Origin of the sequence: Bradyrhizobium sp. ISRA442 (genome assembly GCF_038085055.1) — a bacterium.
Classification (GTDB): Bacteria; Pseudomonadota; Alphaproteobacteria; order Rhizobiales; family Xanthobacteraceae; genus Bradyrhizobium.
In genome coordinates this window covers 53,449-76,551 of record NZ_JALGCN010000020.1, presented here as the reverse complement: position 1 = coordinate 76,551, position 23,103 = coordinate 53,449, and the positions used below count along the sequence as shown (strand labels likewise).

The 23,103-nt window shown below is 64.2% G+C and carries 20 protein-coding genes; 13 read left to right on the top strand and 7 right to left on the bottom strand.

Features of this window, described 5'->3' with window-relative positions; all coding sequences use genetic code 11:
* Position 1: 1 nt before the first annotated feature.
* From MTR72_RS30975 to MTR72_RS30950, 6 genes are all read left to right on the top strand, one after another.
* On the top strand, positions 2 to 1,414 hold the full coding sequence (locus MTR72_RS30975) for a mannose-1-phosphate guanylyltransferase/mannose-6-phosphate isomerase (RefSeq protein WP_280969853.1): 1,413 nt from the start codon (positions 2 to 4) through the stop codon (positions 1,412 to 1,414).
* Positions 1,415 to 1,595: 181 nt separating this feature from the next.
* Complete coding sequence (locus MTR72_RS30970; protein ID WP_280969854.1) at positions 1,596 to 2,600, top strand: Gfo/Idh/MocA family protein; 1,005 nt, start codon at positions 1,596 to 1,598, stop codon at positions 2,598 to 2,600.
* Between the two features lie 52 nt (positions 2,601 to 2,652).
* Positions 2,653 to 3,804: a DegT/DnrJ/EryC1/StrS family aminotransferase gene (locus tag MTR72_RS30965; protein WP_341511713.1), complete on the top strand. Its 1,152-nt coding sequence runs from the start codon at positions 2,653 to 2,655 to the stop codon at positions 3,802 to 3,804.
* A 43-nt stretch (positions 3,805 to 3,847) separates the two neighbouring features.
* Positions 3,848 to 5,377: a murein biosynthesis integral membrane protein MurJ gene (gene murJ, locus MTR72_RS30960; protein WP_341511712.1), complete on the top strand. Its 1,530-nt coding sequence runs from the start codon at positions 3,848 to 3,850 to the stop codon at positions 5,375 to 5,377.
* 81 nt (positions 5,378 to 5,458) lie between these two features.
* A complete protein-coding gene (locus MTR72_RS30955) occupies positions 5,459 to 7,768 on the top strand; it encodes a xanthine dehydrogenase family protein molybdopterin-binding subunit (protein ID WP_341511711.1) in 2,310 nt (769 codons plus the stop codon).
* A gap of 123 nt (positions 7,769 to 7,891) precedes the next feature.
* Positions 7,892 to 8,341 carry a cytochrome c gene (locus tag MTR72_RS30950; protein ID WP_341511710.1) on the top strand — a complete coding sequence of 150 codons (450 nt, stop codon included), beginning with the start codon at positions 7,892 to 7,894 and terminating at the stop codon, positions 8,339 to 8,341.
* Between the two features lie 60 nt (positions 8,342 to 8,401).
* Here the strand turns inward: MTR72_RS30950 and MTR72_RS30945 are convergent, their stop codons facing one another.
* Positions 8,402 to 8,782, bottom strand: a complete 381-nt coding sequence (locus MTR72_RS30945) for a hypothetical protein (protein WP_280969859.1) — start codon at positions 8,780 to 8,782, stop codon at positions 8,402 to 8,404.
* 271 nt (positions 8,783 to 9,053) lie between these two features.
* Between MTR72_RS30945 and MTR72_RS30940 the strand changes: the two genes are divergently transcribed.
* On the top strand, positions 9,054 to 10,337 hold the full coding sequence (locus MTR72_RS30940) for a cystathionine gamma-synthase family protein (RefSeq protein ID WP_341511709.1): 1,284 nt from the start codon (positions 9,054 to 9,056) through the stop codon (positions 10,335 to 10,337).
* A gap of 213 nt (positions 10,338 to 10,550) precedes the next feature.
* Here the strand turns inward: MTR72_RS30940 and MTR72_RS30935 are convergent, their stop codons facing one another.
* Positions 10,551 to 10,967, bottom strand: a complete 417-nt coding sequence (locus MTR72_RS30935; RefSeq protein ID WP_280969861.1) for a CHRD domain-containing protein — start codon at positions 10,965 to 10,967, stop codon at positions 10,551 to 10,553.
* A 153-nt stretch (positions 10,968 to 11,120) separates the two neighbouring features.
* On the opposite strand from MTR72_RS30935, the gene MTR72_RS30930 reads away from it, so the two are divergent.
* A complete protein-coding gene (locus tag MTR72_RS30930) occupies positions 11,121 to 12,047 on the top strand; it encodes a cytochrome c (protein ID WP_280969862.1) in 927 nt (308 codons plus the stop codon).
* Between the two features lie 10 nt (positions 12,048 to 12,057).
* Here the strand turns inward: MTR72_RS30930 and MTR72_RS30925 are convergent, their stop codons facing one another.
* Positions 12,058 to 12,303: an Lrp/AsnC ligand binding domain-containing protein gene (locus MTR72_RS30925; protein ID WP_280969863.1), complete on the bottom strand. Its 246-nt coding sequence runs from the start codon at positions 12,301 to 12,303 to the stop codon at positions 12,058 to 12,060.
* Positions 12,304 to 12,480: 177 nt separating this feature from the next.
* Between MTR72_RS30925 and thiD the strand changes: the two genes are divergently transcribed.
* The 4 genes from thiD to MTR72_RS30905 all read left to right on the top strand — a co-directional run bounded on the left by thiD (position 12,481) and on the right by MTR72_RS30905 (position 16,416).
* Positions 12,481 to 13,281, top strand: a complete 801-nt coding sequence (thiD, locus tag MTR72_RS30920; protein ID WP_341511708.1) for a bifunctional hydroxymethylpyrimidine kinase/phosphomethylpyrimidine kinase — start codon at positions 12,481 to 12,483, stop codon at positions 13,279 to 13,281.
* A 231-nt stretch (positions 13,282 to 13,512) separates the two neighbouring features.
* Positions 13,513 to 14,325, top strand: coding sequence for a UDP-2,3-diacylglucosamine diphosphatase (locus MTR72_RS30915; protein WP_280969865.1), 813 nt, complete (start codon positions 13,513 to 13,515; stop codon positions 14,323 to 14,325).
* Positions 14,325 to 15,368: a glycosyltransferase family 4 protein gene (locus tag MTR72_RS30910; RefSeq protein WP_341511707.1), complete on the top strand. Its 1,044-nt coding sequence runs from the start codon at positions 14,325 to 14,327 to the stop codon at positions 15,366 to 15,368. The genes MTR72_RS30915 and MTR72_RS30910 overlap by 1 nt, the downstream gene beginning before the upstream one ends.
* Before the next feature lie 64 nt (positions 15,369 to 15,432).
* Positions 15,433 to 16,416 carry a threonine/serine dehydratase gene (locus MTR72_RS30905; protein ID WP_280969867.1) on the top strand — a complete coding sequence of 328 codons (984 nt, stop codon included), beginning with the start codon at positions 15,433 to 15,435 and terminating at the stop codon, positions 16,414 to 16,416.
* Between the two features lie 57 nt (positions 16,417 to 16,473).
* Here MTR72_RS30905 and MTR72_RS30900 read toward each other — a convergent pair whose 3' ends face one another.
* The 3 genes from MTR72_RS30900 to MTR72_RS30885 all read right to left on the bottom strand — a co-directional run bounded on the left by MTR72_RS30900 (position 16,474) and on the right by MTR72_RS30885 (position 21,099).
* Complete coding sequence (locus tag MTR72_RS30900; protein ID WP_341511755.1) at positions 16,474 to 18,150, bottom strand: Na/Pi cotransporter family protein; 1,677 nt, start codon at positions 18,148 to 18,150, stop codon at positions 16,474 to 16,476.
* A 470-nt stretch (positions 18,151 to 18,620) separates the two neighbouring features.
* On the bottom strand, positions 18,621 to 19,712 hold the full coding sequence (locus MTR72_RS30890; protein WP_341511754.1) for a TRAP transporter substrate-binding protein: 1,092 nt from the start codon (positions 19,710 to 19,712) through the stop codon (positions 18,621 to 18,623).
* 1,204 nt (positions 19,713 to 20,916) lie between these two features.
* The gene (locus MTR72_RS30885) at positions 20,917 to 21,099 is read right to left on the bottom strand and encodes a hypothetical protein (protein WP_341511706.1); all 183 of its coding nucleotides are present in this window, start codon (positions 21,097 to 21,099) and stop codon (positions 20,917 to 20,919) included.
* 69 nt (positions 21,100 to 21,168) lie between these two features.
* On the opposite strand from MTR72_RS30885, the gene MTR72_RS30880 reads away from it, so the two are divergent.
* Positions 21,169 to 21,531 (top strand): hypothetical protein, encoded by a 363-nt coding sequence (locus MTR72_RS30880; RefSeq protein WP_341511705.1) that lies wholly within the window; start codon positions 21,169 to 21,171, stop codon positions 21,529 to 21,531.
* 192 nt (positions 21,532 to 21,723) lie between these two features.
* On the opposite strand, the gene MTR72_RS30875 is transcribed toward MTR72_RS30880, so the two are convergent.
* Complete coding sequence (locus MTR72_RS30875) at positions 21,724 to 23,100, bottom strand: hypothetical protein (protein WP_341511704.1); 1,377 nt, start codon at positions 23,098 to 23,100, stop codon at positions 21,724 to 21,726.
* Between the last annotated feature and the right edge of the window lie 3 nt (positions 23,101 to 23,103).

Here is a 23,103-nt window from a genome sequence, read left to right as displayed (position 1 = left end):
GATGGACAAGCGAATTATCCCCCTGATCATGTGTGGTGGCGCCGGTACACGGCTGTGGCCGGCCTCGCGCGAGGTGCGCCCCAAACAGTTCCTGCCGCTGTTCGGCGCGCGCTCGACCTTCCAGGACACGCTGTTGCGCGTCTCGGATGAATCGCTGTTCGATCGTCCGATCGTGATTACCAGCGCGTCCTACCGCTTCATGGTGCTGGAGCAGCTCGCGGAGATCGGCATCGAGGCCGACGTGCTCCTCGAGCCGATGCGGCGCGACTCCGGTCCCGCCATCGCCGCGGGCGCTGTCTTTGCGCAAGGCCGCTCCAATGACGCGATCGTGCTCGCACTCGCCGCTGACCATGTGGTGCGCGACAACGCCGCCTTCGTCGCTGCGTGTCGCGAAGGTCTCACTGCTGCCGAAGCCGGACGCATCGTGACGTTCGGCGTCAAGCCGGAGCGGCCGGCGACCGAATACGGCTATATCAGCCCGGGCGAGGCGATCTCCGGCCAGGTGAACGCGGTTGCAAGATTCGTCGAGAAGCCCGACGCGGTGAAGGCGGCCGACTACGTCAATTCGGGTTACCTCTGGAACAGCGGCAACTTCATGTTCCCGGCCGCCGTGCTGCTCGACGAATATCGCAAGGTCGACGCGACGAGCGTGCAGGCAGTCTCCGATGCCGTCGCCGATGCGGGCCGCGATCTCGGCTTCGTGACGCTCGAGCCGAAGGCGTTTGCTTCCGCGAAGGCAATCTCGATCGACTACGCCGTGATGGAAAAGACCGCGCGCGCCGCAGTGGTGCCGGTATCCTGCGGCTGGTCCGACGTCGGCTCCTGGCACGCGGTATGGGAGCTGTCGGAGAAGGATACGCAGGGCAATGCCGCGCACGGCACCGTCGTGTTCGAGGATTCCCGCAATTGCAACGTCACGACCGATTCTGCGCTGGTCGCGCTCGAAGGCGTCGATGACCTCGTCGTGGTGGCGACGGCGGATGCGGTCCTGGTCTCGCGCCAGAAGGATGCCAACGGGCTGAAGCGCCTGGTCACGAAGATCAAGACGGTCGCGCCGAAGGTTACCGAGGAGCATCTCAAGGTGCACCGGCCCTGGGGCAGCTATCAGTCCGTCGACAATGGCGAGCGCCACCAGGTCAAGCGCATCGTGGTGAAGCCGGGCGGGCGGCTGTCGCTCCAGAAGCACCACCATCGTGCCGAGCACTGGATCGTGGTCCGCGGCGCCGCCCGGGTGACGGTCAATGACGATGTCAAGACCGTGCACGAGAACGAGTCGATCTACATCCCGATGGGGGCCGTCCATCGCATGGAAAACCCGGGCAAAATCATGCTCGAGCTGATCGAGGTCCAGACCGGGAGCTATCTCGGGGAAGACGACATCATCCGGATTGAAGACGACTATCAAAGGTCGTAACCAGCACGCTCCGAATCACGCGACCCGGGCCGAAAGGCGGCATCCTTCGCCGCTAAGGCCCGGGGAACGTGTAATTTTTTGAATCAAATCGTGTCCGGATCGCTATCTCGGCGTTCGCCACAAATGTGGCACCCGTGCTAGGAGAGGCGCGGGGATTTGCATTGAATCGGGGTTCGATCAGATGAGTTCCAAAGGCTCTGCACCGGCGAAGGCCGGCTTGCGCGTCGGCGTCATTGGCGCGGGCGTGATGGGCAGCAACCATGCGCGGGTGCTCGCCGGACTTCCCGGCGTCAGCCTGGTCGGCGTCGTCGACCCCTCGCCGGCGCACCGGGTGCGCGCGACCGAGCTGACCAATTGTCAGTGCTTCGAGACGCTCGATCAGCTCGTCGCCGAAGGCGTCGATGCCGTCACCGTGGCGGCGCCGACCCATCTGCATCACGAGATCGCGCTCGCTTTGATCGCGAAGAACGTCCACGTGCTGGTCGAGAAGCCGATTGCATCCACGGTGGAGGAGGGGCGCGAGATCGTCGCCGCTGCGCAAAAGGCCGGCGTCACGCTTATGGTCGGTCATGTCGAGCGCTTCAATCCGGCGGTGGCTGCCGTCAAGCAGGCGATCGCCGGCGAGGACATCCTGTCGATTGCGATCACGCGCGTCGGACCGTTCCCGCCGCGCATGTCCAATGTCGGCGTGGTCATCGATCTTGCCGTGCACGACATCGACCTGATCCGCTGGTTCACCGAATCCGACATCGTCGAGGTGCAGCCGCAATTGTCGAGCGCGGTCGCCGAGCGCGAGGACATCGCGCTACTCCAGTTTCGCACCGCCTCGGGCGTGCTCGCCCACATCAACACCAACTGGCTGACGCCCTTCAAGGCGCGCAGCGTCACGGTCGCGACCCGCGGCAAATACGTGATGGGCGATCTCTTGACACGCCAGGTCACCGAGTGCTTCGGCTTCAAACCGGACGGCAGCTATTCGATGCGACATCTTCCGGTCGGCCATGACGAGCCGCTGCGCGCCGAGCTGATCGCGTTCCTCAATGCCGTGCGCCACGGCGAGACGCCGGCGGTGACCGGCGATGAGGGCGTCGCTAGCCTCGAGATCGCCACGCAGTGCCTGGAAGCGCCGTCGCGGCCCGCGGCCGCTTCGCCCGTCCGCAAGGCGCCGCGCCGCGTTGCCGGCTGATCCCTCTCACATGTCGACCGCTCAAAATTTGCAGGAAAATCGGCAAGGCGCCATGAACCAGCATTTGCGTTCCGATCCCATCCCGTTCATCGACATTGCCGCGCAGCGCCGCAGGCTTGGCTCGGCCATCGACGATGCGGTTGGCCGGGTTCTCAACCATTGCCAGTTCGTCAACGGACCCGAGGTCACCGAACTCGAGGCGCAGCTTGCGGCCTATTGCGGTGCCAAGCATGTCGTGAGCTGCGCCAGCGGCACGGATGCGATTCTGATGGTGCTGATGGCGAAGAAGGTCGGGCCCGGCGATGCCGTGCTGTGCCCCTCGTTCACCTTCATCGCAACCGCTTCGCCGGCGGCGCGGACCGGCGCTACGCCGATCTATGTCGACGTCGACGAAGCGACCTTCAACATGAGCCCTGAGTCCTTGAAGCGCGGCATTGTGACCGCGCGGAAGGCCGGCCTCAAGCCTGCGGCGATCATTCCGGTCGACCTGTTCGGGCAGCCTGCCGATCACGACGCCATCGCCGAGATCGCGAAAGCCGAAGGCCTCTTTGTGCTCGATGACGCCGCACAGGGTTTTGGCGCGAGCTTCAAGGGCCGCAAGCTCGGCACGCTGGCACACGCGACCACAACAAGCTTCTTCCCGGCAAAGCCGCTCGGCTGCTTCGGTGACGGAGGCGCTATCTTCACCGATGACGACGAACTCGCCGCCACGCTGCGCAGCATCCGCGTGCATGGACAGGGTGTGGACAAATACGACAATGTCCGGCTCGGCCTGACTGGTCGGCTCGACACCATGCAAGCTGCGATCCTGATCGAGAAGCTGAAGATTTTCGACGACGAGATCGCCGCCCGCAACAAGGTCGCCGAGCGCTACGCGCGAGGGCTCGGCAACGTTGTGACCGTGCCGCGCCTTGCGCCCGGCTGCACCTCGATCTGGGCGCAATACACCATCCGCCTGCCTAAGGGCACCGATCGCGACGGCTTTGCCGCCGCGCTGAAGGCCCAGGGCGTGCCGACCGCGATCTACTATGGGAAGTCGATGCATCAGCAGACCGCCTACAAGCAGTATCCGGTCGCAGAGGGCGGACTGCCGGGTTGCGAGAGCCTGTCGCAGGACGTCATCAGCCTGCCGATGCACGCCTATCTGGACGAGGCCGCCCAGGAGCGAATCATCGCCGCCGTACGCGGCGCGCTTTCAACCTGATTTCGCCATTTTGCGGAGCCGGCTCTTCCTTTAGAAGGAGTGGATGCTCGGGCGGATTTTCACGGTTGGCGGATATACGCTGCTCTCGCGGCTGACGGGGTTTGCCCGCGACATCATGCTCGCGGCGATCCTGGGTGCTGGCCCCGTGGCCGACGCCTTCTTCGTGGCACTCCGCCTGCCCAATCATTTCCGCGCGATCTTCGCCGAGGGCGCCTTCAACGCCGCCTGGGTGCCTGCCTATGCCCACGTCCATGGCGAGCGCGGCGAGGCGGCCGCAAAATTGTTCGCCGACCGCATCTTCACGCTGCTTCTGGCCTCGCAGGTTCTGCTCCTGGTCGTCGCCTGGCTGTTCATGCCGCAGGCCATGAGCATTCTGGCGCCCGGTTTCAGCGAGGACGCCGAGCAGCGCCGCCTCGCAATCGAGCTGACCCGGATCACCTTTCCCTATCTCTTGCTGATCACGCTGGTGACGCTCTATGGCGGCATGCTCAACGTGATGCAGCGCTTTGCCAGTGCCGCAGCCGCCTCGATCTTCCTCAACGTCACGATGATGATGACGCTGGCACTGGCCGCCTGGTTTCCCAGCGCGGGCCACGCCGCCGCCTGGGGCGTGCTGATTTCGGGCTTCCTGCAGTACTTCTTACTCGCGGGGGATCTCGGGCGCCATGGCGGCCTGCCGCGCTTTGCGCCGCTCAAGCTCGATGAAGACGTCCGCGGCTTCTTCAAGGCGCTTGGACCCGCCACGCTGGGTTCGATGGGCACCCAAGTTGCCCTGTTCGCCGACACTATCATCGCGACCTTCCTGCCGGCGGGTGCGCTGTCGGCGCTCTATTATGCCGACCGTCTCAACCAGTTGCCGATCGGCGTCATCGGCATCGCCATCGGCACGGTGTTGCTGCCGGAGATGTCGCGGCGGATCACGGCCAATGACCACGACGGCGCAATGAAAGCGCAGCGCCGCGCTTTCGATTTCACGCTGCTGTTCTCCGTGCCGTTCGTGGCTGCCTTCATGACCGTGCCCGATGTGATCGTGCGCGCGATGTTTGCGCGCGGGGCCTTCTCCAAGGCCGATGCCGCGGCCGCCGCCGCAACCCTGGCGGCTTACGCCATGGGTCTAATCCCATTCGTGATGATCCGCAGCGCAGTAGCAACTTTCTATGCCCGCAAGGATACAGCGACACCAGTCCGGGCCATGCTGAGCGGCGTAGCGATCAACGTCGCCTTGAAAATTGCGCTGATGGGAGCGCTTGCTCAAATCGGGCTTGCGCTGGCGACCGCCGCCGGCCAGTGGACCAATCTGCTGCTGCTGTTCGCTTTCGCAGCGCGGCGAGGCTATCTGGAGATCGACAGGGCGCTGACCTCTTCGCTGGCCAAGTTCGTCCTGGCCGGGCTGATCCTTGCAGCCGGCCTGTGGCTGACCGCACGCTTTGGCGCGGCCTATGTCTTGACCATGCCAAGCTTCCGCGACGAGATGACGCTGGCCCTGCTGATCGTCACCGGCACCGTCATCTATGGCCTCTCCATCCTGGTGCTGTTCGGCCGGGGCTGGCTGGTCTCCCTGGTGCGCAGCTAGTTTTTATCGTCAAGCCGTTTGCGCTGCCCGCCGATCCGTTGCAATATGCCGGCAAAACAACCATGAGGACATGGAGAGAAAATGGCTGCCCCCATCAAGTTCGGCGTTGGCCAAAGCGTGCTGCGCAAAGAGGACGATGCGCTGATCCGCGGCAAGGGCCGCTACACCGACGATTATGCGCCGCAGGCAGCCCTCCGTGCCTTGATGCTGCGCTCGCCGCACGCGCATGCCAAATACACCATTGATGTGAGCCGCGCCCGCACGCTGCCCGGCGTCGCGCTGATCCTGACCGCCGATGACGTCAAGGATCTCGGCAATCTGCCGTGCCTGTTCAATCTAGAGACCGATCCGTTCACCGGCCCGCCTTACCCGATCCTCGCCAAGGACGAGGTGCGCCACGTCGGCGATTCCATCGCGTTCGTCGTGGCCGAGACCATCGACCAGGCTCGTGATGCAATCGAAGCGATCGAGGTCAAGTGGACGCCGCTGCCGGCGGTGACCGGCGTCGTCAACGCCGTGAAGAAGGACGCGCCTCAGGTCTGGCCGGACAAGCCCGGTAACGTGCTGTTTGATGTCTCGATCGGCGACAAGGCGGCGACCGAAGCCGCGTTCGCCAAGGCGCATACGGTCGCCGAAATCTCCATCGTCAATCCGCGCGTGGTCGCGAACTTCATGGAGACGCGCGCGGCCGTTTGCGAATACGACGCCAAGCGCGATCATCTGACGTTGACGGTGGGCAGCCAGGGCAGCCACCGCCTGCGCGACATCCTCTGCCAGAATGTGCTCAATATCCCGACCGACAAGATGCGGGTGATCTGCCCCGACGTCGGCGGCGGCTTCGGCACGAAACTGTTTCCGTACCGCGAATATGCCCTGATGGCGGTCGCCGCGCGAAAGCTGAAGAAAGCCGTGAAGTGGGCGGCGGACCGCTCCGAGCATTTCATCGGCGATGCGCAGGGCCGCGACAATGTAACCACCGCGAAGATGGCGCTTGCCGAGGACGGCAAATTCCTCGCGATGGATTGCGACCTGATGGGCGACATGGGCGCGTATCTGTCGACCTTCGGGCCCTACATTCCCCATGGCGGTGCCGGCATGCTGCCGGGCCTCTACGACATCCAGGCCTTCCACTGCCGGGTGCGCACCATCTTCACCAATAGCGTCCCGGTTGATGCCTATCGCGGAGCGGGCCGGCCCGAGGCCGCCTACGTCATCGAGCGTCTCGTCGATGCCTGCGCGCGCAAGCTCGACATGACGCCGGACGCGATCCGTCGCAAGAACTTCATCCAGCCGAAGGCGCTTCCCTACAAGACTGCGACCGGCAAGGTCTACGATTCCGGCGACTTCGCCGCGCATCTGAAGCGCGCGATGGAGATCGCGGAGTGGAAGGAGTTTCCCAAGCGTGCCAAGGCGGCCAAGAAGCAGGGCCTGATCCGCGGCATTGGCTTCGCGAGCTATGTCGAGATCTGCGGCGTGATGGGAGAAGAGACTGCGAACGTCAGACTCGACCCCAACGGCGACGTCACCGTCCTGATCGGCACGCAGTCGAGCGGGCAGGGCCACCAGACGGCTTACGCCCAGATCGTTGCCGAGCAGTTCGGCCTGCCGCCGGAGCGCGTCCATATCCACCAAGGCGACACCGACGAGATCGCGACCGGGCTCGGCACTGGCGGCTCGGCCTCGATCCCGACTGGCGGCGTCTGTGTGGAGCGGGCCACGGGGGATCTGGGCAAAAAGCTGAAGGAGATCGCGGCGCAGGCGCTGGAGGCAAGCGCCGGCGACCTCGAGATTTCGGGCGGTGCAATCCGTATCGCCGGCACTGACCGCTCGATCTCCTTCGCCGATCTCGCCAAGCGCCCCGGTGCCGATCCATCGAAGATGAACGGCAGCGCGACCTTCGCCAGCGCCGACGGCACCTATCCCAACGGCACGCATCTGGCGGAAGTCGAGATCGATCCGGCCACCGGCATCATCAAGATCGTCAATTACGTGATCGTTGACGATTTCGGCAAGACGCTCAATCCGCTGCTGCTGGCGGGGCAGGTGCATGGCGGCGCCATGCAGGGCATCGGCCAAGCCCTGATGGAGCAGGTGGTCTATGGCGCGGGTGACGGCCAGCTCATCACCGCCACCTTCATGGACTATGCGGTGCCGCGGGCGGCGGACGGTCCGCCCTTCGTGTTCGAGACCCACAACGTCCCCTGCAAGACCAACCCGATGGGCGTGAAGGGCGCGGGCGAAGCCGGCGCGATCGGCTCTTGTCCCGCCGTCGTTAATGCGATCGTCGACGGTCTCTGGCGCGAATACAAGATCGACCACATCGATATGCCGGCGACCCCGGAGCGCGTGTGGATTGCGATCAACGAGCACCGTCGCCGTCACAGCCTCTAAATCATGATCATCCCGCGCGGGAATAAACGCCCTGCGCGGGGTTCTATTCGTGATGGACCGCGCTACCCCCGGTGCGGTGGACGCTGCTTTCCGTAAACCTCTGCGGGCCGGAGAAACGAGCCAATGAAACGGACGATGATTGTCGCGGGCACCCTGTTGCTGGGTGCGGGCGCCGTGATGGCGCAGCAGGAGATTGCCGTTCAGCAGGACAATTTGATGCGCTCGCAAGCCAAGAGCCTGTACACGGTCATCCAGAAGATGACGAAGCGCGAAATCCCCTACAATCAGAAGGCCGTCGACGAGGCGCTGACGAACCTCGAAGCCGATGTCGCCAAAATCGCCAAGACCTTCGAAGTCAATCCCAAGCAGGACATAGTGAACGCGACCTACGGCGCCTCGCAGAAGGTCTGGCAGAACAAGGCCGACTTCGATTCCAAGATCCCGCCGGTGCAGAAGGCGATCGCTGACGTCAAGGGCAAGGTCCACAATCTGGCGACGCTGAAGGCCGCCTACACCAGCATCAATGATCGCTGCACCGACTGCCACGAGACGTACCGCGTGAAGCTAAAGTAGCCGGCTCGCGCATCCCTGCTTTTCGGGAGCGTCCTGGTATCGCGCGGCGAGAATAATTGCTCAGCCGGGTCCCGAAACTTTCCGAGCGGCAGGCGTGCGGGTCTCATTGTCGAGTAGCCACCCCAAAGCTTTTGCGGGGTTCGACCAGCGCACCTCATCGATCTCCTCGGCGAGCGTCAGCGCATGCGTCGTCAGCACCTCTATGTCCTGAGGATTGACGTCGGCTTTTTCCAGCACGTCGATGCACCGGTTGAACGCTGCCAGATCGAGCTGAAGTTGCTCGATAGTTGCGTGGTGATGTTTGGCCCCCGCGACCTTCCATGTTCTATGTGCGCGCATTTTTTTCTCCCCATACGCGGTCACGCAGTCGTGAGCGCTGTTTGTGGCGGCAACACGAAAATGGGGGGACGGAATCAGGGATGTTTGCAGGCGGCGCGTCAAAGGTATGGCACCGGCGGCATTTGGGCTCGAACGGCGCCCGGAGGTGAAATCTGCACCGCTTTCCGGCTTGCGTTGTTCAATTGTACTCGGGCACCGCCGCGGTTCTCAGTTCGGGGGCGGTGTCAGAGCGCAGCGTATGAGCTATCCTCAAGTGCAGCCGCCGCAGCGTTGATGAGATTCGTCGGATGCCGGCGCATCCGAACCCTGATTGCTTCGCCCGCAGAGTTCCAACGTACGGCGAGGATCTGAATCACGAACAGCGAGACAGGCCATGGCAAAACCGTTTCCGTCGAAGACCCACATCGGCAACCACATGCTGCATCCCGAAACGTTGATGCTGACCTACGGCTACGATCCGCAGCTCTCGGAAGGTGCGATCAAGCCGCCGGTCTTCCTGACCTCGACCTTCGTGTTCAGGACCGCCGAGGACGGACAGGATTTTTTCGATTTCGTCGCCGGTCGGCGCGAGCCGCCGGAGGGAATGGGCGCCGGCCTCGTCTATTCGCGCTTCAATCACCCCAACAGCGAAATCGTCGAGGACAGGCTCTCGGTCTACGAGCGCGCCGAGAGCTGCGCGCTGTTCTCGTCCGGAATGTCGGCCATTGCGACGACGATTCTCGCCTTCGTCCGGCCGGGCGACGTCATCCTGCACTCCCAGCCGCTTTACGGTGGGACCGAAACCCTGCTTGCCAACACGCTTGCACGCCTCTCGATCAGCGCGGTCGGCTTTGCCGACGGCATAGATGAGGCGGCGGTGGCGCAGGCCGCCGAGGCAGCCGCGCAAAAGGGCCGGATTGCGATGATCCTCATCGAAACGCCGGCCAACCCGACCAACGGCCTCGTCGATATCGCCATGATCCGCCGCGTCGCCGACGCGATCGGCAAGAACCAGGGGCACGCGCCGATCATCGCGTGCGACAACACCTTGCTCGGGCCGGTGTTTCAGCGACCGATCGAGCATGGTGCGGACCTCTCGTTGTACTCGCTGACCAAATATGTCGGTGGTCATTCCGACCTGATCGCGGGTGCCGCGCTCGGCTCAAAGGCGATCATGAAGGACATCAAGGCGCTGCGAGGCGCCATCGGCACCCAGCTTGATCCGCACTCCTGCTGGATGATCAGCCGGTCGCTCGAGACCTTGAGCATCCGCATGGAGAAAGCCGACAGCAATGCGCGCCTTGTGGCGGATTACCTGCGCGACCACACCAAGGTGGCGAAGGTCCACTATCTCGGTCATCACGAAGCTGCATCGGCGTCCGGACGTGTCTTCGCAAGGCAATGCCTCGGAGCTGGATCGACGTTCTCATTCGACATCGTCGGCGGGCAGCCGGCGGCGGTGAAATTCCTGAACGCGCTGCAGATCTTCAAGCTGGCGGTGAGCCTTGGAGGAACCGAATCGCTCGCCAGCCTGCCTGCAACCATGACCCATTCCGGCGTTCCCGCCGATATCCGCCGGAAAATCGGCGTTCTCGATTCCACGATCCGGCTATCGATTGGTATCGAAAATCCGTCGGACCTGATCGCGGACCTCGCGCAGGCGCTGAGCGCGGCATGAAACGCCGTCAAGTGCGAGCCAGTCATTGCGAGCGCAGCGAAGCAATCCAGAATCTCTCCGCGGATACAGTCCGGATTGCTTCGCTGCGCTCGCAATGACGATGTTGAACTATGTTCGCGCCACGTCTTAGGCTGAGACACAGCCTGTCCCAAACATCGGCTACAAGATAGCCGGGCGCCTCCAAGCGAGCACCCGGCCTGTGCGTGCTAACGCTTACTTCGTCACCTGACCGCGGATCTCGCCGCCCGGATTGGCCGCGGTGTGAATGTTGACGTAGAGCTTGCCGGCGAGGAGATCGGCGGCCTGCGCGTCGGTGAGCGTCGCGCTGCCTTCGACCGGGCTCGACGTCGCGTTGGGGATCGCGACCGCGACGCCAGCGTTCTTGCCGGACTCGGCCGGCCCGTGGAAATGGGCGGCGGTGGCGGGGCCGGAGAGGCCCGAATAGGTGACCTTCCAGGACAGCTTCTTGCTGGCCGCATCGTAGTCGAGATCGGCCGTCCCGGTGCCGCTGCTGGTCGTGGCCGGCACCTCGGACTTGCCGCTGAGCGTTGCTTTCAGCTTTTCGGCGCTGGCCGGCCCCGCAAAAGCGACGGCGCCCAGCGCTAACACGGCGATGATGGTCTTGTTCATGGCACTCTCCCTGGTGGCCTCATTAGCTTGCCAAACTTCCAACAGCCTGCGTTTCAGTTTATTCCCGTTTCCTGCGGGGACGGGCTAAATTCTTCGTGGCTGGAGTTGCAGCGACAGCGGTCCTAGCTTCGACACAACGCGTGGATGGACCGCATGTTGCAACGAACAATTTCCGTGGCGCTGTTCGCAGTGATTGCCACAACAGGGGTCTACTGGTGGCTCAGCGCGCCGGCCGTGGGCTTTGTCACCACGGCACCTGCTCACACGCCGAACCTTGCGAACGGCGAGGAGATGTTCAACGCCGGTGGCTGCGCCTCATGCCATGCCGTGCCCGAACAGCCCGACCGCACGCGGCTCGGCGGCGGCGTCGCGATCGGCTCACCCTTCGGAACGTTCTACGCGCCCAACATCTCGCCCGATACCAACGATGGCATCGGACGATGGAACGAAGCAGACTTCGTCAACGCTGTCATGAAGGGGGTGTCGCCGGCCGGACAACATTATTTTCCGGCCTTCCCCTACACGTCCTATCGGCATGCCAAGCGCGAGGACGTGCTCGATCTCTTTGCCTATCTAAAGACACTTCCGCCGGTTGCGGGCAAGGTGCGCGACCATGACATCCGCTTCCCCTTCGACATCCGCCGTAATGTCGGCATCTGGAAGCTCCTGTTCATGGACGGAAAATCCTTCACGCCTGACGGTGCGCAGTCGGCGCAATGGAATCGCGGCGCCTATCTCGTGAACAGCTTTGGCCATTGCGCGGAATGTCACAGCCCGCGCAATGTTCTCGGCGGCATCATCGCTGGAGAGCGCTTTGCCGGCGGTCCCAATCCGGAAGGAGAGGGCTGGATTCCCAACATCACCCAGAAGCACCTTGGCGACTGGAGCGCGAAGGATATCGCCTATTTCCTGGAGACCGGCGAACTGCCCGACGGTGACAGCGCCGGCGGCGCGATGAGGCGGGTGATCAAGAACACCTCGCTATTGTCGGAAGCCGATCTTGCGGCGATCGCCGAGTACGTCAAGTCGCTCCCGCCGGTCGATGGACCGACGCCGCCGAAGCGCAAGGAGGGCGGCTAGCGCCCCAGCCCTAGCCGCTCCCGAAAGCCTTGAAGGTGATGATGGTGTGGGTGTCCTGGATGCCCGGCAGGATCTGCACCTTCTCGTTGATGAAGTGGCCGATGTCAGTGTCCTTGTCGACGTAGAACTTCACCAGGAGGTCGTAGTCGCCGGCCGTGGAGTAGATCTCGGAGGCGATCTCGGCTTCGGCGAGCGCGTTGGCGACCGTGTAGGACTGGCCAAGCTTGCATTTGATCTGGACGAAAAAAGGAACCATCGCGGTTGCTCCGAAGGGCATGATCTGGCGGCTAATAGGCCAAAACCGGGCCGATTTAGCAAGCGAACTTGCTGTCCCGGGCGCAAGCGAACTTGGTGCCCCCGGGTGCAAGCTTGCTTGCTACCCGGCATGCGCGCTAGGACAAATCATGGCCTCCGAAAAGCGGAAAATCGCTGCATGACGACGCCCGTTGCGCTGACCATCGCCGGCTCCGATTCGAGCGGCGGCGCCGGCATTCAGGCGGACCTGAAGACCTTTGCCGCGCTTGGTGTCTTTGGCGCCTCCGCCATCACGGCGTTGACTGCGCAGAACACCAAAGGCGTCACCGGCATCCATGCGGTGCCGGCCGATTTCGTCACCGCGCAGATCGACGCGGTGTTCTCCGATCTCGACGTCGGCGCGGTGAAGATCGGCATGGTGGCGCAGGCTGCGAGCATTGATGCGATCGGCGCCGCGCTCTCGCGCTGGGCGCCCCGGCACGTTGTGCTTGATCCCGTGATGGTCGCAACCTCCGGCGATCGCCTGCTCGCCACCGAGGCCGTCGAAGCCCTGCGCACCAAGCTGATGCCGCTCGCATCGGTGATCACGCCCAACCTGCCGGAGGCAGCCGCTCTCCTGGATGAGCCGGTCGCGGCAAGCAAAACCGACATCGAGGGCCAGGGGCGTCGCCTGCTGGCGCTCGGTTGCCGTGCGGTGCTGATCAAGGGCGGGCACGGCGAGGGCGCCGAGAGCATCGATTATCTCGTCGATTCGGAAAACACGATCGCGCTCGCCGCACCCCGCGTTGTCACCAAAAATACCCATGGCACCGGCTGCTCGCTGTCCTCGGCGATCGCGGCAGGTCTTGCCAAAGGCGACGATCTCGCGCAGGCCGTGCGCAATGCCAAGACCTGGATCAGCGCGGCGATCGCGGCCGCCGACCGCTTCAGCGTCGGCCACGGCCATGGGCCGATCCATCATTTCCACCGGTTCTATTGATCCCGGCTGCGATTGCGGCCGGGGATACGCCCTGCGGTCCGCCTTCGTAAGCCAATAAACCTATGGGTTCCCGGGATTTTGCGGAGACCTCTGCGGCACCATGTCGCCTGATTGTCGCATGCGGCTGGTATCCGGCTGACAGGGCGAGGCGAAGTTTGATTCGTATCTGAGGGTGGCTCACGGGTTCAATCGGTCATCCCCCTGTCACGGGACATTGTTACAGGCTGGCGCATGGGAAGTTACGATGTGAGTGACGAAAGCCCGGAGCGGCGCTTTCGCACGTTGTTCATCTCCGACGTCCATCTCGGAGCCCGCGGCTCGCAAGCCGACCTTCTGCTGGATTTCCTGCGCTACCATGATGCCGATACCATCTACCTCGTCGGCGACATCGTCGACGGCTGGGCGCTGAAGTCGAGCTGGCACTGGCCGCAATCGCATAACGACCTCGTCCAGAAACTGCTGCGCAAGGCGCGCAAGGGTGCCAAGGTCATCTACATCCCAGGCAATCACGACGAGTTCCTGCGGAAGTATTACGGCACGCATTTCGGCGGCATCGACGTCGTCGAAAACACCGTCCACACCGGCCCCGACGGCAAGCGCTATCTCGTCATTCACGGCGACATCTTCGACCTCGTGGTGCAGAACGCGCGCTGGCTCGCCCATCTCGGCGACAAGGCCTACGACTTCGCGATCCAGATGAATCGCTTCGTCAACTTCTTCCGCCGCATGCTTGGCGTGCCCTACTGGTCGCTGTCGCAATGGGCGAAGCAGAAGGTCAAGAAGGCCGTCAATTACATCGGCGCGTTCGAGCAGGCGCTCGCGGCCGAAGCGCGACGGCACGAGGCCGACGGCGTGATCTGCGGTCACATCCACTATGCCGTGATCCGCGACGAGGCCGGCATCCGCTACATGAACTGCGGTGACTGGGTCGAGAGCTGCACGGCGCTCGTCGAACATGACGACGGCCATTTCGAGATTATCACCTGGGCGGATCAGTTGCACAAGCCGGCGCAGGTCCCCCAAGTCGCCGCAAGAGCTGCCTGATGCGCATCCTGGTCGCGACCGACGCTTGGCACCCGCAAGTCAACGGTGTCGTTCGGACGCTGACCAAGCTGGCCGATGCGGCCAAAGCGCTCGGCGTCGAGTTCGCGTTCCTCACACCGCAATCGTTCCGCACCTTTGCCATGCCGAGCTATCGCGACGTGCGGCTCGCCGTGCCGCGCCCGGCCAGAATCGCGAGGCTGATCGAGGAGGCTCGGCCCGACAGCATCCATATCGCGACGGAAGGGCCGATCGGCCTGATGGTCCGCCGCTATTGCCGCCAGCGCAAGCTGCCGTTCACGACCAGCTTCCACACCCGCTTTCCCGAATATGTGCGCGCCAGGGTGCCGGTTCCGGGCTCCCTGATCTGGCGGGCGCTGCGCCGCTTTCATGGCGCGAGCAGCGCCGTGATGGCGGCGACGCCGGCGCTGGCCCGTGAGCTCGGCGAGCGCGGCTTCGACAATGTCGTGCTGTGGCCGCGCGGCGTGGACACCGGGTTGTTCCACCCGCGCGCGATCGATCTCTGCCTGCCGGCGCCGGTGTTCCTCTCGGTCGGCCGCGTGGCGGTGGAGAAGAATCTCGAGGCCTTCCTCGCGCTCGACCTGCCTGGCACCAAGGTGATCGTCGGCGACGGCCCGGCGCGCGCGTCGCTCGAAGAGGCCTATCCGGAGGCGATTTTTCTGGGCGAGAAGCACGGCGAGGCGCTGGCGGAAATCTATGCTGCGGCCGACGTCTTCGCGTTTCCCAGCAAGACCGACACGTTCGGCCTGGTCCTTTTGGAAGCGCTGGCGAGCGGGCTGCCGGTCGCGGCCTTCCCGGTGAAAGGGCCTCACGACGTGATCGGCGATGCGCCGGTCGGCGCGCTGGATCACGACCTGCGCGGCGCGTGCCTTTCGGCGCTCGACATTTCCCGGCAGGCCTGCGTCGAATTCGCCGCCAACCACACCTGGGAGGCCTCGGCGCGGTCCTTCGTCGACAACATCCGGGCGGTCGGCGCGGTGTTGCCGGGCAGGGGCGAGGCGGAGCCGGCGCGCTTCGTCGCCTGACGGCCGAAACTCCTCACGCCCGGGTGTCTTGCCCGCGCCTCGCCAGCCGCGATACAAATCCCCCATGACGGAACAGCCCCTCCCGGTCGGCCCCGCCGACATCGACGCCGCAGCGCGCGTGATCGCGCCCTTCGCCATCCGCACCCCGCTGTTGTCCTTTCCCGTGCTCAATGAGCGCGTCGGCGCAAAGGTCTTTCTGAAGCCGGAGATGCTCCAGCGCACCGGCTCCTTCAAGTTCCGCGGCGCCTTCAACAAGGTTTTTTCGATCCCGCAGGACAAACGCTCCGGCGGCGTCGTCGCCTTCTCATCCGGCAACCACGCCCAGGGCGTGGCGGCCGCCGCAAAGATCCTCGATATGCAGGCGACCATCGTGATGCCGTCGGATGCGCCGCTGTCCAAGCGTGAGCGCACCAAGTCTTATGGCGCCGAGGTGGTGCTGTACGATCGCGACCGCGACGATCGCGAGGCGATCTCGCGCGGCATCGCCGAGAAGCGCGGCGCCACGCTGGTCAAGCCCTATGACGATCCCTTCGTGATCGCAGGACAGGGCACCGCCGGCCGCGAGATCGCCGAGGACATGGCGAGCCTCGGCATCGCGCCCGACATCGTTGTCGCGCCGGCCTCCGGCGGCGGCCTGATCGCGGGCGTCGCGACCGCGGTGAAGGCGCGCTACCCGCAGGCCCAGGTCGTCGTGGCCGAGCCCGAGGCGTTCGACGATCACACCCGATCGCTCGCCGTCGGCCATCGCGAGCCGCATCCGCCTGCAGCCCGCACCATCTGCGACGCGCTGATGGCCTTGATGCCGGGTGAGATGACGTTTGCGATCAACAGCAAGCTGCTGGCGCGCGGCGTCACTGCGTCGGATGCCGAAGTCGGCGCGGCCGTGGCCTTCGCCTATCGCGAGCTGAAACTCGTGGTCGAGCCGGGCGGCGCCGTCGGCCTCGCCGCACTGCTCGCCGGGCGTCTCGATGTCGCCGGCAAGAACGTCGTGATCGTGCTCTCGGGCGGCAATGTCGACGCCGACCTGTTCGCCGAGCTGGTTGCCTGATCTTTCGATGTGCCCGTTGTCGTGCGCCGGATGCTTCCTGACCCCCGCGGGCGTGATTTAGCCCCGACCGACAAGATGAACCGCAGAGCGCCAGGCGTGCTGCGACAGGGCTTCGAGGGTTCGAACCGTTTCGACGCGAAGCAGGGCAACGTCGGCGGTGAGGGTGGCATCGGACACCGCGCCGAGCGTCGCGCTGCGATGCCTGCGCAGCACCTCGTCGAGTTCCGTCGTACAACGCTCGAGCTCGGCGATGGCCTCGTCAGGCGGGTTCGCGCGCGGGCCGGCCATGGCGTCGGCATGTGACGCTGGCGGCAATCCAGCGACGCGAGGCGGCGCCGCCACACCGCGCGCAATCGCGACAGCGCTTCGCATCACTTCTGCGCATAGCTCTGCAGCGCGGATGTCCTCCGGTCCGTTTGCAATCGCACCCAAATTGGTTTCTCCATTCGCCAGGTCCGTCAGTCGGGACGCGCGGTCGAGTGCGTGCAGCGTGCTGGTGAGAGACCGTTGTTCGTCGTCGATGTCAGGCGGGCCGGTGACGTCCGACAGGAAGAGTTGTGCCTGGCGCAGCGCGTCGGCCGCCTCTTGGACGGATACGGCGGTCTTTCCCAGGCGTATGGGGCCAGCGCGGCCGGCCAGTCGCGCCTCGACCGAACCGCACACCGTCACGAGCACGCGCGCGATCGTTTGTCGCACCGCCTGCACCGCCACGATCGGGGTCGCGAGCGCGGACGGGTCGAGACATCGTGTCAGCGGCGAGCCGCGCTCGGGCAGGATCCACTCGACGAGGCCTGTGAACCAGTTGATCAGCGGCAGCAGCACCGCCACGCCGACGACATTGAACGCAGTGTGGTATCCGGCGAGCAGCATGACGCCGTCGGTCGTGTCAGAGGCGCGCAGAAGCAGAGGTGTGACGACGGGAAAAGCAACCAGCGCGATGAGCGCGGCGATCAGCTTGAAAAGCACATAGGCAATGGCGAGCCGCTTGGCCGTGGTGCTCGCGCCGATCGCGGCGAGCGCAGAGCTCGTCGCCGTGCCGATATTTTGGCCGATGATCAACGCACAGGATTGGTCCAGCCCGATCGCGCCGGCGTAATAGCCGGACAAGGTCACCGCGATGGCGGCCGTCGACGATTGCATCAGCGCGGTCATGACCAGTCCGGTCACGACCAACGCCAGCACGCCGAACAAGCCTAACCACCATGGGGTCCCGGGGCCACCGAGAACGGCAGGCAGGTCGGCCGGGTGCAATCGTTCCGCGAGCCCACCCATGCCCTGCTGCAGGGTCGTCAGGCCGAACAGCACGAGTCCGAAGCCTGCGAGCGCGGCGCCCACCCCGGAGATCCGTCCCTTGCCCAGAAGTTTGGTCAGCGCACCGACGAAAATCATCGGCAGCGCCGCGGCCGTGAGCGAAACGCGGACGCCAATTAGCGCCACCAGCCAGCCCGTGCCCGTGGTGCCGATGTTCGCGCCGAAGACGAGGCCCAAGCCCTGCTGGAACGTCAGCAGGCCGGCGCTGACCAGACCGATCGTCGTCATGGTCGTTGCGCTCGAAGACTGCACCAGCAGCGTGACGATGGCGCCCCAAAGCGAGCCAAGCAGCGGCGTCGACGCCGCTTTGCTGAGCACCGCGCGCAGGGCGGAGCCGGCCAGCGCTTTCAGGCCCTCCGTCATCACGGTCATGCCAAGCAGGAAAAGACCTACGCCGCCGAGTGTCGCGATTGCCGTAGACATGCGCACTCCTGAGCTGGCTGACGACCGGGGGAGCGCCCACACTGTAGCGCAGTTGCAGCGCAAGCACAGCCCGCCAAACTGGCGCGCATAAGGTCGCAACGCGATCTCATCGTTTCTGTCTTCGACCCATACCTCCCACAACGTAGTTTGACCCACCTGCGCGGGCCTAAAAAACGTCACCTATGTCGAGCGACCGAACGCAAGCTTCCCGTTTGCCCGACGGGCAAAACATCTGCGCCGCTTCCAAGGCCTGTCAAGTCGGCCCGACGCAAATATTCCGCTTTACCGAAATTCGGATTTGTCGTATGTCTCGCCCATCCCGGTCCACCACGTGCGGTCGTCGGACACGCCGACCTTCTCGGCGGTAGCCACGCCACGTCGATCAATTCGATCACCCGGAAACTCTTGCCGCTCTCCGACGACGTCGACTTCATCCGCGGCCACGCGCCGGTTCGAGGTCGCAGTTTCGTTCAGCCCTTCGGGCGCGTGCGGATCATGAAGGTTTCATATGAGTACTCCGCGACCTGCCACCAGAGATTCTCGTCGTTTCGAAAGTCCATTTGCGAATCGTAGATCTTCTTGAAATCAGGGTTGGACGCGGAGGTTTCCGCATTGACCTCGTTGGAAGCCTTTAAGCACGCTTCCATCACCGCCTGGCTGAACGGACGCAGCAGTGTCCCGTTGGCGACGAGGCGCTTGAGGGCTGGCGGATTGCGCGAATCGTAGCGCGCTTGAACGTCCATATTGGCATAGCCGCAGGCGACAGCGAGGAGCGCCTTGTAAGCCTTCGGCAGAGCGTTCCACTTGTCCAAATTGATGAAGAAATGCAGCGCCGTGCCACCTTCCCACCAACCGGGATAGTAGTAATACTTGGCGACCTTGTAGAAGCCGAGCTTTTCATCGTCGTAGGGGCCGACCCATTCGGTCGCGTCGATCGTGCCTTTCTCCAAGGCCGGATAGATGTCGCCACCCGCGATCTGCTGCGGGACCGTACCGAGCTTGGACAGCGTCTTGCCTGCCCAACCGCCGATCCGCATTTTAAGTCCGTTGAGATCTTCGAGGCTGTTGATCTCCTTGCGAAACCAACCGCCCATCTGAGTCCCGGTATTGCCGCCCGCAATGCCGTATATGCCGTACTTCTTGCCGAACTCGTTCAGCATGTCCTGACCGCCGTGATCCTGAAACCATGCATTCTGCTGGCGCGAGTTCAGACCGAACGGAACGGAGCAATAAAGTGCGAAGGTCGGATCCTTGCCGATGAAGTAATAGGCGGCTGTGTGACACATCTCGACAGTTGCATTGCTCACTGCATCGACCGCCTGCAATGCAGGAACGATCTCGCCGCCTGCGAAGGGCTGAATCTGAAACTTGTTGTCGCTGGCTTCCGCAACATATTTCGAGATCGTCTCTGATGCGCTGAATGGCACATCCAGCGACTTCGGCCAACTTGTGGTGCAGCGCCACTTCATTTCAGGCATCGACTGCGCGATGGCTGGCGCAGCAACAGCGGCCGACGCGGCGAGGCCAGCGCCTGCCGTTTTGAGAAAATGACGACGTTTCATGGCGTTTCCCCTCCGGATTCTTGCGCAGTGAACAAAGCGCCCGCCCGCGGCCATTTCGGCAGCGGTGCTCCTCCGGGGATCAAGTCTTCATGCTAGCGGGCATTCCTTGGATGAACCCGGAAAGCCACCAATTATAACAGGCATTGGGATGCGCAGGAGATGTGAAAGCCACCATCGGCGCGTCAAAAAGACCTCGATCAGTCCGCTCCCGGCGTGGCGCCGCCTGCCGCCGCCGCGCTCGATGGTGATGACGCGATGCGGCGCCAGCGATGGACCGTGGAGGGATGGCTGCTCCCTCCGCACGGTCGTCCGGGTCCTCTGGGACGCGTGGAAAACGCGGGGTACGCGCGACCGCGACCTTTGAAGATATTTGCCATCCATCAATCGCGCTTAAATTTTTTGTGCGGATCGGTACACAAAGGCGTGCGCGATGTGACGCAATGAGGTCGTCCGGCATTGTCGAAGTCCGCTTCCCGTGGCCTCACTTGCCAAACACCGACTGGCCTGGTGCGCGGTCCAGTGGCGCGTGTGGCTTAGCGAGGCCTGTCGTACCGGGCGGGGTCTCGTTGCTAGCGGTCCTAGTGTCGACCCGCTCAAACGTCGTGACGAGTGCCGCGATTGTTGCGATTGTCACAGCAAGCGCGAAAAGTACGATAGCGGTACGGTGGCTGTTCTGCTCGTTACTCATGAGGGCACTCAACAGGTGATATCGCCGGGGCTAACGAGCACGAAAGAGGCCGCCAACTGAGGCGGCCTCTGGCTTGTTACGAGCAAGCTGCCCCAGACATCTTTTGACGCGGTGTGCAGGTAGTCATCATCGGCCTTTTCTTCGCGGCTATACCTTTGCCGGATTGCTGCATCGTGGCAGGGGTCTTTGTCGCCCCGCTAGAAGGTTGCGCCGATTGCGCCATTACCTCTGACGGAAGTGAGATACCCAGAGCAGCAATAGCAATGACGGCAAGTAAGTTCCTCATTGTATACTCCCCTACGTTTGCGACGAGCGCATACAACCACAGGTCACGTCAGCCCGCACTATGGCCGGGGTGGTAATCCAAAAGTAGCAACACCACGACCGCCTATGACGCGGGCGTCCGGGTTGAAATCAGCTCAGAGCGGACCGGACGTTCACGGCCTGCCCCGCTGCTTGATGGCCAGAGGCGATAGGCTTCCTCGATGTACGGATCGGGGGCGGTCGGCTCCGGTATCAACTTCGCGCCTTCCTCGCGCGCCGCTTCTTGACCCGCGTCAGCGGCACATCAAACCGCGGGTGCTCGCCGTCGAGGTCAAACAATTCGTCGCGGTGCGCGCCGAGCAACTCGCTCGACCGCAGCATGGTCACTAGCTCGAACTTCAGCGCCAGCCGCGTTCTGCGATCCCATGACCGCATCAAATTCTCATCGTCGAGGCCATGCCAGAATATCTTGATCTCGTCCTCGGAAAGGACGCGGGTGCGGGCATGTTCCGCATCGAGCTTCGGCAGATTGATGTGTTCTCCCACGCCTGCAGCCGGGGCCGCATCTCGCCGTCCGGCTTGCGGACGGGCGTCTTCATCCAGTTGATCCGCTCCTCGATGATCGATTTCCCTCTGGCCTCCCTCACTCCCCGAATTGACGGTGCCGTCCGCCCTGCCGCCGCCCCCTCAGCCAAGCGGGGCCGCAAGTGCAGCGTCATCCTGACCGACCGCATGTGCGAGAAGCGGGTGACTGAGCGCACCAAATCTACGACCGCAAATGCCCCGGCCTCGGCGCAGCGAAGCAATCCAGAATCCCTCCGCGGCAGCAGCCTGGATTGCTTCGCTTCGCTCGCAATGACGATGTAGAGACAGGTGCACGCCAGAACTTCGGTCGTCATGCCCGGGGCTTGCCGTCTTCGCTGAAGCTACGCCGGCCCAACACCGGTAGCCCGGCGAAGCCTCGGCGGAGCCGGGTCCCGGACATCCACATCTACCCTCACGTGCGGTGATGCGTGGATGGCAGGGACAAGCCCGGCCATGATGGAGTGACCGCTCGTCTTAGGAGAAGAACGCGATCTTCTCCGCCTGGGTCATGCGGCGGATCGGAGCGAGGGGATCGTTCGCGGGAGCGCGGGGCTTTTGCAGGATGCCGCTGGCGAGGATGGTTGCGCCGAGCGAAGGCTCGGGCAGGGGGGACGGCATGGGCAGCGTCGCGGTCGGCGCCATGGGGAATGTCGCCGTGACTGCCACGGCCGGGGCCGGATGCTCCATCACCTCGGCCGCAGCCTCGGCGATCGCGTCGGTGAGGCGCGCGAGCGATTCAGCCGCAATCGGCGCTTCGACAGCCGACGCCTGTGCTGCAATCGGCGCGACGGCAGGCTCTTCCTCGATCGGTGCGACGGCCGGCTCGGCTGCGATCGGCTCGGCGACGTCAGCGGCCATCGGCTCGCGGATGTCCGCGGGCATCTCCATCGGCTCGATGATCTCGTTGAAATCCGGATCGGGCGCGGCCATCTCGAATGCGATCCGCTCGAGCACGGCTTCGTCCTCGGCCTCCGCGGCGGCATCGAACGGAAGCTCCGTCTTCTCCGCGATCGCAGCAGGTTCAACGAGGCGCTCTTCAGCCGCGACCTGGCTTTCGGCAACGATCTCCGGCTCAACAGCGACGTCCATCGCTTCGTCAGCGCCGGAGTTCGCCTCGGTGGCGCCGATCTCTTCAAGGGCCGCCTCAGGCTCGGCCGGCGCTGCAACGCCCTGCGGCGCCTCCGTAAAGGCCGTGGGCGCTTCACTGGCCGTTGCGGCAGGTGCAGCCTCGACAGCCGCTGCTTCCGCCACAGCCGGCGCTTCCTGCACCGGAGCCGACGAAGGACGTGCGGCTGTCTGCGGCGCTGCGCTGCCGTCAGCGCCGGTCTGCTCGATCCGGTCCTTAAGCAGATCAAAGGCGGCCTTGAGTTCGGTGCGCGGGTCGATGGTCGAAACCTGCGTGCAGGCGCTCTCGATCGAGGCGAGCTGCGAATCAATCAGGTCGCAGATTCGCCCGTCGGCGCCGATCTCGCGCCAGCGCCAGGAGATCTCCTTGATGATGCGGACGCCGCGCTGGATCGGCGCGAGGGCCGCCTCGATCGCCGCCGGATCGAACGCCGCGGCGGCTGCGCCTTCGGTGTCCTCGACCGCGCGGCGGATCGCCACCAGCGCCTCGGGCAAGCGATCCTCGATGACAGGTTGCCGCTGCGCCGCAAGCGTTTCTTCGATTTTCGCGACCGCATCGAGCACCATGCGGGTGTCGGCATTGCGGTTGCGCTTGGCGTATTCGCCGAGGAACCAGCGGCCGCGCGCAGTCTCCATGAAGGCTTCGCGGATCGCGTCGTAGTCCTGCTCGTTCGGCTCGGCCGCGCGGGCAGACATGGGCGAGAGGGCAAATGCTTCAGTGGCCATGGC

Coding starts and splice junctions, on each gene's coding strand:
- MTR72_RS30970 (WP_280969854.1), top strand. CDS start 1,596: ATGAGTTCCAAAGGCTCTGCACCGGCGAAGGCCGGCTTGCGCGTCGGC.
- MTR72_RS30950 (WP_341511710.1), top strand. CDS start 7,892: ATGAAACGGACGATGATTGTCGCGGGCACCCTGTTGCTGGGTGCGGGC.
- MTR72_RS30900 (WP_341511755.1), bottom strand. CDS start 18,150: ATGTCTACGGCAATCGCGACACTCGGCGGCGTAGGTCTTTTCCTGCTT.
- MTR72_RS30955 (WP_341511711.1), top strand. CDS start 5,459: ATGGCTGCCCCCATCAAGTTCGGCGTTGGCCAAAGCGTGCTGCGCAAA.
- thiD (WP_341511708.1), top strand. CDS start 12,481: ATGACGACGCCCGTTGCGCTGACCATCGCCGGCTCCGATTCGAGCGGC.
- MTR72_RS30885 (WP_341511706.1), bottom strand. CDS start 21,099: ATGCGGTCATGGGATCGCAGAACGCGGCTGGCGCTGAAGTTCGAGCTA.
- MTR72_RS30875 (WP_341511704.1), bottom strand. CDS start 23,100: ATGGCCACTGAAGCATTTGCCCTCTCGCCCATGTCTGCCCGCGCGGCC.
- MTR72_RS30935 (WP_280969861.1), bottom strand. CDS start 10,967: ATGAACAAGACCATCATCGCCGTGTTAGCGCTGGGCGCCGTCGCTTTT.
- MTR72_RS30905 (WP_280969867.1), top strand. CDS start 15,433: ATGACGGAACAGCCCCTCCCGGTCGGCCCCGCCGACATCGACGCCGCA.
- MTR72_RS30930 (WP_280969862.1), top strand. CDS start 11,121: ATGTTGCAACGAACAATTTCCGTGGCGCTGTTCGCAGTGATTGCCACA.
- MTR72_RS30975 (WP_280969853.1), top strand. CDS start 2: ATGGACAAGCGAATTATCCCCCTGATCATGTGTGGTGGCGCCGGTACA.
- MTR72_RS30915 (WP_280969865.1), top strand. CDS start 13,513: ATGGGAAGTTACGATGTGAGTGACGAAAGCCCGGAGCGGCGCTTTCGC.
- MTR72_RS30965 (WP_341511713.1), top strand. CDS start 2,653: ATGAACCAGCATTTGCGTTCCGATCCCATCCCGTTCATCGACATTGCC.
- MTR72_RS30910 (WP_341511707.1), top strand. CDS start 14,325: ATGCGCATCCTGGTCGCGACCGACGCTTGGCACCCGCAAGTCAACGGT.
- MTR72_RS30925 (WP_280969863.1), bottom strand. CDS start 12,303: ATGGTTCCTTTTTTCGTCCAGATCAAATGCAAGCTTGGCCAGTCCTAC.
- MTR72_RS30890 (WP_341511754.1), bottom strand. CDS start 19,712: ATGAAACGTCGTCATTTTCTCAAAACGGCAGGCGCTGGCCTCGCCGCG.
- MTR72_RS30940 (WP_341511709.1), top strand. CDS start 9,054: ATGGCAAAACCGTTTCCGTCGAAGACCCACATCGGCAACCACATGCTG.
- MTR72_RS30880 (WP_341511705.1), top strand. CDS start 21,169: ATGTTCCGCATCGAGCTTCGGCAGATTGATGTGTTCTCCCACGCCTGC.
- murJ (WP_341511712.1), top strand. CDS start 3,848: ATGCTCGGGCGGATTTTCACGGTTGGCGGATATACGCTGCTCTCGCGG.